The organism is Novacetimonas maltaceti (assembly GCF_002906255.1).
In the GTDB taxonomy this organism is placed as follows: Bacteria; Pseudomonadota; Alphaproteobacteria; order Acetobacterales; family Acetobacteraceae; genus Novacetimonas; species Novacetimonas maltaceti.
Window position 1 is genome coordinate 1 of the sequence record NZ_POTC01000027.1, and the last position, 12,159, is coordinate 12,159.

The 12,159-nt window shown below is 66.5% G+C and carries 20 protein-coding genes; 14 read left to right on the forward strand and 6 right to left on the reverse strand.

What is annotated here, in order from left to right:
* Nucleotides 1-147 precede the first annotated feature (147 nt).
* The 5 genes from KMAL_RS10190 to KMAL_RS10210 all read left to right on the forward strand — a co-directional run bounded on the left by KMAL_RS10190 (nucleotide 148) and on the right by KMAL_RS10210 (nucleotide 3,703).
* Entirely contained in the window at nucleotides 148-654 is a 507-nt protein-coding gene (locus KMAL_RS10190; RefSeq protein ID WP_110095638.1) for a hypothetical protein, read from the forward strand.
* Between the two features lie 59 nt (nucleotides 655-713).
* Nucleotides 714-1,103 (forward strand): hypothetical protein, encoded by a 390-nt coding sequence (locus KMAL_RS10195; RefSeq protein WP_110571061.1) that lies wholly within the window; start codon nucleotides 714-716, stop codon nucleotides 1,101-1,103.
* A gap of 472 nt (nucleotides 1,104-1,575) precedes the next feature.
* The gene (locus tag KMAL_RS10200) at nucleotides 1,576-2,079 is read left to right on the forward strand and encodes a hypothetical protein (RefSeq protein ID WP_146044194.1); all 504 of its coding nucleotides are present in this window, start codon (nucleotides 1,576-1,578) and stop codon (nucleotides 2,077-2,079) included.
* A gap of 99 nt (nucleotides 2,080-2,178) precedes the next feature.
* The gene (locus KMAL_RS17620) at nucleotides 2,179-2,763 is read left to right on the forward strand and encodes a hypothetical protein (RefSeq protein ID WP_239020069.1); all 585 of its coding nucleotides are present in this window, start codon (nucleotides 2,179-2,181) and stop codon (nucleotides 2,761-2,763) included.
* Between the two features lie 508 nt (nucleotides 2,764-3,271).
* A complete protein-coding gene (locus KMAL_RS10210; RefSeq protein ID WP_110095606.1) occupies nucleotides 3,272-3,703 on the forward strand; it encodes a hypothetical protein in 432 nt (143 codons plus the stop codon).
* Nucleotides 3,704-3,724: 21 nt separating this feature from the next.
* On the opposite strand, the gene KMAL_RS10215 is transcribed toward KMAL_RS10210, so the two are convergent.
* Complete coding sequence (locus KMAL_RS10215; RefSeq protein ID WP_110095607.1) at nucleotides 3,725-4,015, reverse strand: hypothetical protein; 291 nt, start codon at nucleotides 4,013-4,015, stop codon at nucleotides 3,725-3,727.
* A 239-nt stretch (nucleotides 4,016-4,254) separates the two neighbouring features.
* Between KMAL_RS10215 and KMAL_RS10220 the strand changes: the two genes are divergently transcribed.
* Nucleotides 4,255-4,407 carry a DUF3309 family protein gene (locus KMAL_RS10220; protein WP_110095608.1) on the forward strand — a complete coding sequence of 51 codons (153 nt, stop codon included), beginning with the start codon at nucleotides 4,255-4,257 and terminating at the stop codon, nucleotides 4,405-4,407.
* Between the two features lie 99 nt (nucleotides 4,408-4,506).
* On the opposite strand, the gene KMAL_RS10225 is transcribed toward KMAL_RS10220, so the two are convergent.
* Nucleotides 4,507-5,076: a 3'-5' exonuclease gene (locus KMAL_RS10225; protein WP_110095609.1), complete on the reverse strand. Its 570-nt coding sequence runs from the start codon at nucleotides 5,074-5,076 to the stop codon at nucleotides 4,507-4,509.
* A 144-nt stretch (nucleotides 5,077-5,220) separates the two neighbouring features.
* Here KMAL_RS10225 and KMAL_RS10230 point away from each other — a divergent pair, with 144 nt between their 5' ends.
* Nucleotides 5,221-5,622, forward strand: coding sequence for a hypothetical protein (locus KMAL_RS10230; protein ID WP_110095610.1), 402 nt, complete (start codon nucleotides 5,221-5,223; stop codon nucleotides 5,620-5,622).
* A 104-nt stretch (nucleotides 5,623-5,726) separates the two neighbouring features.
* A complete protein-coding gene (locus KMAL_RS10235) occupies nucleotides 5,727-6,647 on the forward strand; it encodes a metallophosphoesterase (protein WP_167400076.1) in 921 nt (306 codons plus the stop codon).
* Between the two features lie 69 nt (nucleotides 6,648-6,716).
* On the opposite strand, the gene KMAL_RS10240 is transcribed toward KMAL_RS10235, so the two are convergent.
* The 3 genes from KMAL_RS10240 to KMAL_RS17805 all read right to left on the reverse strand — a co-directional run bounded on the left by KMAL_RS10240 (nucleotide 6,717) and on the right by KMAL_RS17805 (nucleotide 7,412).
* Nucleotides 6,717-6,902, reverse strand: coding sequence for a hypothetical protein (locus KMAL_RS10240; protein WP_146044195.1), 186 nt, complete (start codon nucleotides 6,900-6,902; stop codon nucleotides 6,717-6,719).
* A 132-nt stretch (nucleotides 6,903-7,034) separates the two neighbouring features.
* Nucleotides 7,035-7,217, reverse strand: a complete 183-nt coding sequence (locus KMAL_RS10245) for a hypothetical protein (protein ID WP_110095613.1) — start codon at nucleotides 7,215-7,217, stop codon at nucleotides 7,035-7,037.
* 66 nt (nucleotides 7,218-7,283) lie between these two features.
* Nucleotides 7,284-7,412: a hypothetical protein gene (locus KMAL_RS17805; protein ID WP_275399307.1), complete on the reverse strand. Its 129-nt coding sequence runs from the start codon at nucleotides 7,410-7,412 to the stop codon at nucleotides 7,284-7,286.
* 173 nt (nucleotides 7,413-7,585) lie between these two features.
* Between KMAL_RS17805 and KMAL_RS10250 the strand changes: the two genes are divergently transcribed.
* The 3 genes from KMAL_RS10250 to KMAL_RS10260 all read left to right on the forward strand — a co-directional run bounded on the left by KMAL_RS10250 (nucleotide 7,586) and on the right by KMAL_RS10260 (nucleotide 9,145).
* A complete protein-coding gene (locus KMAL_RS10250) occupies nucleotides 7,586-8,389 on the forward strand; it encodes an SDR family NAD(P)-dependent oxidoreductase (protein WP_110095614.1) in 804 nt (267 codons plus the stop codon).
* Nucleotides 8,390-8,584: 195 nt separating this feature from the next.
* The gene (locus KMAL_RS17625; RefSeq protein ID WP_239020070.1) at nucleotides 8,585-8,887 is read left to right on the forward strand and encodes a hypothetical protein; all 303 of its coding nucleotides are present in this window, start codon (nucleotides 8,585-8,587) and stop codon (nucleotides 8,885-8,887) included.
* A gap of 57 nt (nucleotides 8,888-8,944) precedes the next feature.
* Entirely contained in the window at nucleotides 8,945-9,145 is a 201-nt protein-coding gene (locus tag KMAL_RS10260) for a hypothetical protein (RefSeq protein WP_110095615.1), read from the forward strand.
* Nucleotides 9,146-9,204: 59 nt separating this feature from the next.
* On the opposite strand, the gene KMAL_RS10265 is transcribed toward KMAL_RS10260, so the two are convergent.
* The gene (locus KMAL_RS10265) at nucleotides 9,205-10,419 is read right to left on the reverse strand and encodes an MFS transporter (RefSeq protein ID WP_110095616.1); all 1,215 of its coding nucleotides are present in this window, start codon (nucleotides 10,417-10,419) and stop codon (nucleotides 9,205-9,207) included.
* A gap of 142 nt (nucleotides 10,420-10,561) precedes the next feature.
* Here KMAL_RS10265 and KMAL_RS10270 point away from each other — a divergent pair, with 142 nt between their 5' ends.
* The 3 genes from KMAL_RS10270 to KMAL_RS10280 all read left to right on the forward strand — a co-directional run bounded on the left by KMAL_RS10270 (nucleotide 10,562) and on the right by KMAL_RS10280 (nucleotide 11,878).
* Entirely contained in the window at nucleotides 10,562-10,876 is a 315-nt protein-coding gene (locus KMAL_RS10270) for a hypothetical protein (protein WP_110095617.1), read from the forward strand.
* Nucleotides 10,877-11,179: 303 nt separating this feature from the next.
* Nucleotides 11,180-11,407, forward strand: coding sequence for a hypothetical protein (locus KMAL_RS10275; RefSeq protein ID WP_146044196.1), 228 nt, complete (start codon nucleotides 11,180-11,182; stop codon nucleotides 11,405-11,407).
* 204 nt (nucleotides 11,408-11,611) lie between these two features.
* Nucleotides 11,612-11,878 (forward strand): CsbD family protein, encoded by a 267-nt coding sequence (locus KMAL_RS10280; protein ID WP_239020071.1) that lies wholly within the window; start codon nucleotides 11,612-11,614, stop codon nucleotides 11,876-11,878.
* Nucleotides 11,879-12,159 lie beyond the last annotated feature (281 nt).

Consider the following 12,159-nt stretch of genomic DNA (forward strand, 5'->3'; position numbering starts at 1 on the left):
CCCCTGACCCCCCGATCCCGCGCCAGCCATAACACCGCGCGATGGAGGCCCTGCAGCATGGGGGATGCCATGGGCGATGATTGTGGTCTATAACCCCGTGCGTGTGATCCCCAACAGGCAGGACGGGCGGCAATTCAGGTGACATGGGTGACATGGGGCGAGTATCAGGCGCTCGTCCAGCTTTCGGCCGGGATGAACATGGCGATCCTGAGCTTCGTGGACATCAGCCTTCCGGCCATAAAGGAACGCCGCCGCGTCTTTGAAAAGGCCCAGCAGGAGCTGGAGCGCCACAAGAAGACCACGCGCCACAACGACGCCGATGCGCAGGACGCCCACAACCGCAGCATCAGCGAGATGGACCAGAAGATGTACCTGCTGTGGAAGGAGGCCGCCGCCTTCAGCAGCGAGGAGGACTCGCTGCTCAAATCCACCGGTGTGATGGGCGTGACGGGATCGGTCGTCAGCCTCGTGCTGCTGTGGTATTCGGCGCAGCATTACAACGACCCGATCTCCCTTCTGGGCAAGATCCTGATCGGGCTGTCGTTCGGCTCCCTTCTGGGCGCGTTCATCATCAATTTCATGACCGCGTCGCAGGCCGGGATGCTGACGCGCAAATGCAACGACATCCGCAGCGAAATGCACGACCTGCTGTAAAAGCGCGCGCGGCATGCACCCCCATGGCTTAGTCCCCGCGCCGTGGACGTGGTATCGCCATGTCCGCCGCGTGGCGCGCACCGCCGCCACCCGATCACACCACCGCCACAAAAGGGCATACGCACATGAACGCAACCGAAATCCGCACCCGTTTCAACGCGGCGCTGGAGAACATCCTGTCCGATGACGAAGTCCCCGCCGACGCGCGCGTCCTGCCGCAGGCCCTGTCGCAGGCGCTGGTCGAATACCGCCTGTCCGCCGCAAAGCCGGGACAGGACCTGACCCCCGCCGACATCACCGTGTCCGACATCAAGGACATCGACCGCCTGAAGGCCGGCGACGACGCCACCGCCGCAACCCTGCGCAAGGTCACCGAAGGCGCGGACGACCGCGCGCTGCGCCTCGCCTTCCTGTACTACTGCCAGGCCATCACCCGCATGGCCGCCTGATCTGTCCAGAAACCATGGTTTCCAAAGGGTAATACCCTTTGGTGGGGTTTCAGGGGCAACGCCCCTGAGGCCATCGCCACCCGCAACACCCGGGCGGCTTGCTCCGGACCCGGCAGGGAGCGCGCTCCCTGCACCCTGTTCCATCAAAAGCCATGGTTTCCAAAGGGCAATGCCCTTTGGTGGGGGTTCGGGGGCAAGGCCCCTGAACGTGCGAAACCGCCACATGCGCGAAAGTGGCACGCGGGCGGGGCCTGCTACAAAACCCCGCAATGCGCTCCCGCCAGAAGCGGTGCTACGGCCAGCAGAATATCACCGTGTCGCCGCGTGCCATGCGCATGTATGGACGAATTCTCCATGCAGTGCCACCGCCTTGCATGGGGGAGGGTCCTGGTCCTTAATGTTGCGCATCCATGGCGGACGGGAGGGCCGGCCGCGCTGACGGGACATGGGGCTGATGAAGGACATTGGGGACATGCTGCGACCATCACGTATATTTTCGGGACCGCTGCTGGGCCTTGCCCTTGTGGCGGGGGTCTCCACCGTGGCGCAGGCGCAGCAGGCACAGACCCGGTTTGGCACCATCGCCGTCAGCAACGACAAGATCACATGGCGCGGCCATACCCTGCACCCCGTCCTTGCGGGCAACAGTGGCCTGATGCTGTCGCAACCCATCCAGATGGGCGACAGCGACATCGTGCTGGTGCAGAGCATCGGCGGTTCGCTGTGTCCCGCGACCGTGGCCGTCGTGCAGGTGAACCGGAAAAAGGAACACCACACCAATTTCTTCGGCACCTGTTCGGACATGGCCCGGACCAGGACCGTGGGCGACACGCTGGAAATCCGCATGCCCTCCCCCCACCAGAAGGGCGTGCAACGCACCTATACCTATCACGAAGGGCAGGTGAGCAAGGACGGCGTGCTGCTGAATTCTTCTTGTGCCAAAGGCGTTTGCGAGAACTACTTTGGCGACGAGTAAGCCCGCCGCCCTTTTTTGAAACATAAAGTCACAGGCTGTTACATAGCCACATATTGCCAGACATGCGACAAGTCCGGGTCATCATGAACGGAGAAGATCATGAACAAGCTCGTGCCGCTGTTTGGCGGTATGGTGCTGCTGGCCGGATGTGCCGCCAGCCCCGATAGCGTCCGGCCCACCTATGTTCCCGACAGTGCCTATTCCAGCCTGACCTGCCAGCAGTTGGGCGAGGCGGAACTGAAGGAAGGCGACGTGCTGCAGACCCTGACGGACAAGCAGCACCGCGCCCACAAGACCGATACGTGGGGCGTCCTGATGGTGGGGATTCCCCTGTCGGAAATGACCGGCAGCGACGTCAAGGGCCTGCTGGCCCGTGAAAAGGGCAAGATGGAAGCCCTGCACCGCGTCCAGATCGCCAAGGGATGCGCAGGCACCAGCGGCGTGAACGACATGGGCCTGCCCGCCACCGGCACGGCCGGCACGGCAAATACCGGCGCCAATAGCTATGTCGGCGGCACGGGCAACAGCGCCACGTATGGCACCGGCGCGTACGATACCGGCATCTCCGCCCGCGACAACACGCCCGGCATCGGCCCCAGCGGCATGATGAACGACCCCGGCGGCATCGGCACCACGACAACCCCCGCCGCCGACCTGCCGGGCGCCGCAGACTTCCGCCACTGATCCTGTTCCCCGCCAGGGGGCGGGCAGCGCCCGGATGTCGCACACGCCGACGCACTCAGGGGCGTTGCCCCCGAACCCCCACCAAAGGGCATTGCCCTTTGGAAACCACGACTTCTTAACGAATCAGGGTGCAGGGAGCACGCTCCCTGCCGGGTCCGGAGCAAGCCGCCCGGGTGTTGCACGCGCCTGTGGCCTCAGGGGCTTCGCCCCCGAACCCCCACCAAAAGGCATTGCCCTTTGGAAACCATGACTTTTAAAACGAATCAGGGTGCAGGGAGCGCGCTCCCTGCCGGATCCGGAGCAAGCCGCCCGGATGCCCCATGCGCCGACGGCCTTCCCTGCCGGGACACCCCCATACATTTCGTGACATTTTTGCCGTCCCGTTGCGAAGGGTTCTCAATTATGGATTAATGATCGGACTCCATCCATCGGGGATGGGGACAACGGGACGAGCCTTGGCAAAGATGTGTGATATTTCAGTCATTTCCCATCCGGAATCACGACCCTGATGCCGCGCATCACGGTGCGGCGGGTACATGGGTGGTCGGCCCTGGTTGCCGCGCCAAGCCTGCTGTTTTTCGCGCTGACCGGCATTTTCCAGATCTTCGGGTTCCATGAATCCCACAATGGATACGTGCCCGTCCCGATTATCGAAAAACTGGGCGAACTGCACAAGAAACAGGCCTTCCGCGCCAAGCCGCCGCGCCCCGGCCCACCGCGCCCCGCGGGCGACAGCGGGCCGCCACGGCCACGGCCGCCCGAATCGACGCCCGTGCCGACGCTGCTGCTGCGCTGGTTCTTCGCCCTTGTGTCAGGCAGCCTCATCATCTCCACCGTGCTGGGCGTCTGGATCGGCCTGACGCAGACACGGCAGAAGAAGCTGCATTACGGCCTGCTGGCGGCAGGGACGCTGATCCCGGTCGTGCTGGCGATGCTGTAGCACCGCGCGACCGGCGGGGGACTAACGCCAGGGATAGCCGTCCGGGTCGTCATCAGGGTCACCGGACAGCAGGTCTTCATCCTCGTCCTCCGGGTCGTCGCCGCCTTCATTGTCCCACGTCTCCACATCCTCGTCGTCCGGCCCGTCATGTTCGGGCAGCTTCAGCGGCGCGGGTATGTCGTTTTCCTCGCCGGGGTGCGGGGCGGTGGGGTCGTGGTCCTCCGGGTGCGGGTCGGGCGGGGCCTCCGGCGGGATGCCAAGGCCGGGTCCGGGGCGCGATGGCTGGGCCTGGGGGCATGATGCAGGGCACATGGGCGTTGTCCTCAACCTCTGTGCTGCCCCAAACCGGCGGGATGGGGCAAAGTTCCCGCCCCGCCCGACAGGACCGTGCAGTACGCCACGTCCGCATATCACCGCGATATGGCAGGGAACTTCGCAATGGATGTGGGGTTATCGCCCCACGATGTCGCCACGCCGTACCCGGCCAGGACACCGGTCACGATACCGGTCACGATACTGTGGCGATGCCCTCGTTCCCGAAGGTCCGAACAATGAACAACATCCTGCTCGTCGTCATCGTCATCCTGCTGATCGGGGCCCTGCCGACATGGCCGTACAGCACGGGCTGGGGCTATTACCCTTCCGGCGCGCTGGGGCTTGTTGTGCTGGTGCTGGTGGTGCTGATGGTCATGGGACGAATATGACCCGCCCCGGACGCACGTCCCGGCGGGCGCAGGCGGCATGATGGCAGGCGGCCGGAGGTTCCCTCCGCGCCGCCTGCCATCGTTCAGGGGCGTGGGGGATCAGGCCGGGGGGGCCGGCGGGACGCTTGCGCCCGCAATCGCGCGCCATGTGCGAAACAGCGCCCACGCATCGGGCAGCGCCCGGTGGCGCACACGGTCGCAGGCCTCCTGCGCGGCCTCGTGCCGGGCGACCACCTGCAGGGCCATGCGTGCCTGTGCCGGGCGGGACGCGGCGCGGTCAAGGAACGGCGCCACCGCCTCGGCATAGGCCAGTTGTACCGGCAGCAGCGTCGGCGCCACCAGACCCGCCGCCTCACACAGCATCGACAGCCACGCCCCGTCAAACGCCACGGCGTCACTGACGACGCGCCGCGCGTGCGCGGCCTGCACGAAACGGCGCGCGACATCCTGCGCCGCCCGCCCGTGCGCGCGCAGCATGCCGCGCGTCAGGCCATGGAGCGACGCAGCCTGCGCGGACCATTCGCGCCATTCCTCCCGTGGCCGGACAAGGTGGCTCTCACACGCGCCATCCTGCGTCACCCATGCGACCTCGATGGGGAATCCCCCTTCACGCAGGGAGGAGGCCTCCACATCGACAAACAGGAACGGGGCCGGGACATGTGGCGTCATGGGGCAGGCAGCGTTTCGCAAAACACCCCCCCTGTCAAACCGGCCCCGCGCCCTTCCCTTACATGGCAGTCATGCCGCCGGCCACGGGTGCCCGCCCCACCCTTTTCGGCCAACATGGGGCGGGACGGCAGGAAAGGACAAGACATGGCGCATCCCCCGCTTCGCGCCGATGGGCTGGAGTCGGTTGTCCTGACACACCGGCAGTACCGCGTCGTGATGGATTTCAAGGAGATCCCCGGCACGCGCGAGATATGGGAGCGCATGGGACGCGTGCGCGCCAGTCCCGCAGCCACCCTGCCGGACCTGTGGCTGGAGATCGAGACCTATGAATATGCGATGCAGGGGCTGCTGCTGCACTGTCCCGTGACGGCCGGGGCGGATGGCGTCGCGTGTTTCGACCTTGACGGCCTGCTGCTGCTGAGCAGCGGTTCGGAGGAGGTCGTCGCCATACCGGGCTGGCGCGCGCCGGAACGTACGCTCCTGCGCATTGACGCCAGCAGGCTCAGCGATGACGAAACGTGCGGCGGGCCGGTTGACTATGGCTGACCGGCGCGGCCTTGCGCGGGGCGGCGCATGCGATCACATGATGCAACGCCCGGTGCGGATCGGCTATGATCGTGCCTGTCACAGCAGGAGGAACACGGCCGGTCATGCACGCACTGCCGCCCATGCCATCGCACATCACGCTGCGCGTCGGCGCGGTCCTGCCCGCCCCCGTGTCGCTGCCACACGGGCATGTCGAATTCATCATTGGCGACGTGCATGGCGAACGCGCGCACCTGCATGCGCTGTGGCAGTACTGCGCGCGGCATTTCCCCACCGCGACGTGCACCTCGCTTGGCGATGTGATCGACCGGGGACCCGACAGCATCGGCTGCCTGATGGATGTGCTGCGTTATGCGCGTGATGGCCGGCTGCCGGGCACGGACATCGCCTTTCACGCGCTGCCGGGCAATCATGAACAGATGCTGTTCGCGCCGATCTTCAACCCGGACTATCCCGATCTCTTCCTGGCGGGGGGCGGCGACTGGCTGACGCCGTGGCTGCATCCGCATGGCGACCGGCGCCGCGCCCTGCTGGAGGCGGCCATCGCGTCGGGGGTCGCGCCGGACATGGCGCGCCGCGTGCTGGAATACGGGATCGACCGGTGGAAACCCGGCGCGAACGGGCGGCCCCCCATCGCCACGTTCCGCACCACGGGGTCGCTGCTGATGCTGCATGCGGGCATCAACCCCACCGCCGCCGACCCGGTGGCATGGGCACGTCGCTACAACCCGCTTTACGCCCACGACGACGACAACCCCCTGTGGATACGCGAGGAATTCCACAGCGCCCCCACCCCATGGCCGGGCGGGTGGTTCGTGGCGCATGGCCACACGTTCGAACACCGCATTCCCACCACACCCGAAGGCACCTGCAAGCCGCTGGGCGACCTGCGGCCCGAAGGCTACCGGCTGGGACTGGATGCGGGGTCAAGCGCGACCGGCATCGTTGCCGCCGCAGCACTTGGCAACGGGACGGTGCAGGTCATCACCGCGCATGAAGACTGGGACGTGCCAGAGGATTTCTGACGGGGGGAACACGGGGCGTTCCTGCCGGGAAAGCCCCGCCAGGAACCTTTTGTCGGGTATGGGGCCGGTTTACGCGCCCGTGGCGACGGCACAGCCGCATTCGCGCCGCACCGCGTCCTCCACCACCGTCTTCACGGCTGTCTGCGATGGCCATTCCCGCAGGGCCGGACGGCCCGTGCGGTCCCACGCATGCAGCAGCGTCTGCTTCCATTCATCACGGATTTCACGGGGAATCTGGCGGATCGAGCGTTTCATGGCGTAACCTCCGTCATGCAGGGGCGACATGTTCCCCACAGGCATGCAGCATATCGCAACCATGGCCCGCAGAATGTGGATTTTTCATGAATTCGCCCCATTCCCGATCATAAGAATGTCAACCCGGCATCCCTACATGCCGGGACCGCCCACGCTGCCCGGTCCGCCGCCGGACTGCTGCGGGGAACCGCCCATGCCCCCGACGCCGTTGGGGGCGCTGGAACCGCCCGGCGGGGGCACATGCCGCCCGGCACAGGCCGCAAGCCCGGCCGAAACCACAAGAAGGCAGGCAAGGCGCGTCATGGCGTGTCGCATCGGGTACTCCGTATTCCGGTCTGGCAGGAATGGCAGGGGGTTTGCGGGCCGTTCATGGCCATGCCGCTATTTCCGTGGCGTGCCGTTGCTGCTGATGCCGGGGCCTCCGCCATCGTCCGACCCGCCGCCGCCGGGCTTGGGCCTGTCACACGCCGACAGCGCGCCCAGCATGATGACGGCGGTGGTGATTTTCATGATGCGTCCCAAAAACGCCTCCCGTGATGCGTGATGACGGCATGGCCCGTATTGAAACGGACCGTGTTGACATGGGTTATCCCATCCATACGGTGTCAACAGGCCGCGCCGGGAGGAGTTGCCTGCCCAAACCGGCCTTCCTGCTGCCCGCATGACATGACAAGGGATGTAAAATGACAGAAAAATCCGCCAGATTCTCCGGCAGGGTGGCGCTCCTGACGGGGGCCGCGGGCAATATCGGCCTGGCCTGCGCGCACCGGTTGGCCCGCTCCGGCGCGGCCATCGCGCTGCTCGACATGAACGCGCAGGCCCTGCAGGCGGCGGAAAAGGCCGTGGCCGCGCACGGGGTGAAGGCGCGTTCGTATATGTGCGACGTGACCGACATCGCCGCAGTGCGCGACACGGTGGCGGCGGTCGTGGCGGAATTCGGGGCCATCGACTTCCTGTTCAACAATGCCGGATACCAGGGCGCGTTCGCCCCGGTGCAGGATTACCCCGAAGACGACTTCGCCCGCGTCATGGACATCAACGTGCGCGGCGCGTTCCATGTCCTGCGCACGGTGTCGCAGCACATGGTCGCGCGCAAATTCGGCCGCATCGTCAATACCGCCAGCATGGCGGGCGTGCAGGGACCGCCGAACATGGCGGCCTATGGCGCGTCGAAATTCGCGATCATCGGCCTGACCGAAGTGGCGTCGAAGGACCTTGCGCCGTATAACATCCGCGTCAACGCCATCAGCCCCGCCTTCATGGGGCCGGGCATGATGTGGGACCGGCAGGTGGAACTGCAGGCGAAGGTCGGCAGCCAGTATTTCTCCACCGACCCCAAGGAAGTGGCGAAACAGATGATCGGCAGCGTGCCGATGCGCCGCTATGGCAGTATCGAGGAAATCCCCGGCGTGGTCGAATTCCTGCTGGGCGAGGATTCAAGCTACATGACCGGCGTAAACCTGCCGATCGCGGGCGGCATCCTGTAAACCGAAAAAAAGTTTTTGGTGAAGCTTTTTGCAAAAAGCTTCAGGGAACGCCGCCTTTTTTGGAAAAAGGCGGCACCCGCAGACTTTTACTCCTTTAAAAACCCTGACCCACCCCGTTTTCCTATCGCGCCAAACCCACCGGACACTCGAGCGTTGGAAGCGGGACGACCATGACGAGGGGAAACAGGACAGGTGATGCGACGCTTTTCATTTCCGGTGACATTTCTGCTGGCTGGTGTGCTGCTTGTCACCGCGCCGGGTGCGTGGGCGCGCGAGCATACCCGCCAGCAGCAGGCCCGCGCCTGCCAGGGCGATGCGCTGCGGCTGTGCGCGACCTCCATCCCCGATGAAAAACGCATCACCGCCTGCATGCAGCGCAAGATCGACCGCCTGTCGCCGCGCTGCCGGGCGATGTTCGACCCGCCCGCCACCGACGCCCACGGCGGCACGACACAGGCCACGCCCCCCGCCGCCCATCCGCAGGACGGGCAGGGCTGACGCAACCCGACGGCAGGCGGCGCGTTTTCATGGCTCCCCCCAGCAGGAGCCTCCTTCATGACACGAACAAGCACGATGACCGTCCTGATGCTGTCGGTGGCGCTTGCCTGTACCGGCCTGTCCGGCTGCAAGCGCCATCATGAGACCGCGGGCGAGAAGCTGGATAAATTCGGCAACAAGATGCAGGACACGTTCGACCCGCCCAAGGGGCCAGCGGAAAAGGCGGGACGCAGCCTTGACCGCGCCACCGGGAACTGAACACCGGGACGGACAGGAGTTTTCCGGGTGCCGCCTTTTTCGAAAAGAGGCGGCGTTCCTTACCTTTTCGGTGTGTCGGGGCCTGTGACCGCCCGCGCGCCCATGCCCACCATCGCCAGCATCACAGCCAGCATCACGAACGCCACCGACAGGCTGCTGTACTGCGCGACCAGCCCGATCAGCGCGGGGCCAAGCAGGATCCCGGCATAGCCCATGATCGTAACCCCCGACACGACGGCGGCGACGGGCATGACGCGCTGGCGCCCCATCGCGCCATACAGGACGGGCACGATATTGGCGCATCCCGCCCCCATCAGCGCCAGTCCGCCAAACGCCACCCACGGCGCCGCCACCGCCACGACCAGCGCCAGCCCCATCGCGGCGCAGGCCGCCCCCATGCCGATCACCCACGCATCGCCCATGCGCCGCACGATGGCGTCCCCCGACAGGCGGCCCGCGACCATCATGGCGCAGAACGCCACATACCCCGCGCCCGCGCGCGCAGGCGGCAGGTGGCGCGCGGTGGACAGGAAGACGGCGCCCCAGTCCAGCACCGCGCCTTCGACAAGGAACGCGACGCAGCACATCGCCCCCGCCAGCAGGACAACCCCGCGCGGCAGGACAAGGCGGCGCGCATTCCCCTTTCGCCCCGCCGGGGGCACGTCCCCCTGCGGCCCCAGCAGCCCGCCCGACGCCATCGCCCCTGCCCCCGCGACACAGGCCATCGCGGCCACGGCGATGGTGGCGGGCGACATCCCCAGCCCCAGCCCGCCACTGGCCCCCGCCGCGCCCAGCAGCGTGCCGACGCTGAACATGCCGTGGAAACCCGACATCATGGGCCGCGCGCTTTCATGTTCCACCGCGACGGCCTGCACGTTGATGACGCAGTCCATCGCCCCCATCGCCGCGCCGAACAGCAGGAGGCACCCCGCCAGCGTGACAGCGGAGGACGCCAGCGCCAGCCCCGGCAGCATCAGGCACAACAGCGCGGCCGACACCAGCAGCACCCGCCTGCACCCCGCCCGTGGAAGCATGCGCGCGGCCAGCGGCATCCCCACGACCGACCCCAGCCCCAGGCACAGCAGCAGCAGGCCCAGCCCCCCCGATGACAGGCCCGCCCGCGCCCGCGCGAACGGGACCAGCGGCCCCCACGCCGCCAGCGTGAAGCCGACCACCAGGAACATCAGCCGCGTCGCCGCCTGCCGCCGCCTCAGGCCACCGGGCCGGTCATCCGGCCGGCCACCGGGCAAATATCCGCCATATTCCGCTGGCATGTCGGCAGGGTTCCTTGTTCACGGCGCATGCAGGAAAACAGGGATAGGGGATCACACGCGAAACCGGCAACCCTGTGATCCACCATCCGTTGCTCCCTGTGCTTCTACTGGGTCCATGACGGACCATGGGAGAAAGATCACCATGACGACATTCCACCTCCTTCCCCCCGCCCCGCAGCCACCTGCGCGGGACCGGGACCGCCATGCCGCCCGCATGCAGGCCGGGACCATGCCGCATGGCGAAACGCAGCCCCGCCACGCGTACCGCACGCCCGCGCGCCCGGTCGTGCGGTCCGTGGCACTCATGCTGTGCCTGCTGTCGCTGGCGGGATGCTATGGCGGGCGGGGCTGGCACGACCACCGCCACCATCGCGACGGGTATTATGGCGGCGGGTATTACGGCGGGCGCGGCGGACCACCGGGCGGCGGGTATGGCCGCCCCGGGCGCGGGTGGTAGGGGCCATGACGGCCGGGCGGTTGCCATATGGCCGCCGCCACGCCACCATGCGCGCCACCATGGTTCCACGGAGTACGCCACAGGATGAAAGAGCAGATCATACAGGGCCTGATTTCGATTGCCGTGGCGCTTATGGTCCTGCTGGTATTGCAAAGGATCATGCCCGGCTGAAGGGTGGGCACGCCGCCACGCCGTCCCGGCCATGCCCGGTGGGGAACGCCATGTTGCCGCGATCTTTCCCCACTCCTGCCGCAATGGCCCTGTGATATGCCACCCGGCCGACCCGTTAGTGGAGAATGCAGGATGAAAAGAACGATACTTGGCGCGCTGGCGGTCATGGTGGGGCTGGCCCCCGCGCTTGCCGTGGCGCAGCCGATGCCGCCGGGTTACCATTACGGCCCGCGTTACGAACGCCGGGGCTGGCGCGGGCCGCCGCCGCGCGTATGGCGCAGGCCGCCGCCGCCGGTATGGGGCCGCTATTACGGGCCACCGCCGCCACCGCCCCCGCCGCCGGTCTATCCCTACTGGTAAATGAAGACATGCGCCCCGGCGGCAGTAACGCGGCCGGGGCGCGTGCATGGGCGGCAATATGTCCCATGACATGCAGGCCATGAATACCATCCGTCATTTCCTGCCGGGGCATTAACCCTCGATCAATACATGGAACATCATGATTGGGGCGGGTCATTTTTTCACACCCGCGCAACCCGGCGCGCGGAAAGGCGTTTGACCCGTATGGCCGATCGCGACGATCACGCCACCGGACGTGCCCGCATCCCCCGTGGGGCGGGCACGAACTCAAGGAAATCAGGAACCATCATCATGGGTGAATTTACCGACAAGCTGAAGGGCACGACCGACAAGGCCGTGGGCTCGATCAAGGAAACCGTCGGCAAGGCCACAGGCAACGAGGATCTCGAAGCCCGGGGCATGGCCCAGAAGCTGAAGGGTGAGGCCGAAAAGGCCGTCGGTAGCGTCAAGGGCACGATCAACAAGATCTGACCCCCTGCGACCGGAGGAGACGGAGCCTCAATTCCGTCCCCCCTGCCGTTCCTCCCCACCGCCCATCAGGCGCGCGGGGGAGGAACACAGCCCCGGTCCCCCGGGGGCGCAGACGACCACTTCGCGCATGCCATGGCCCCCATGGCGTGCGTTTTTTATGTACGCACCCCCACCCCTGTTTCGCCAGAAATCATGGTTTCCAAAGGGTAATACCCTTTGGTGGGGGTTCGGGGGCAACGCCCCTGAGATGGTCGGCATCTGTTATATCCGGGCGGCTTCCC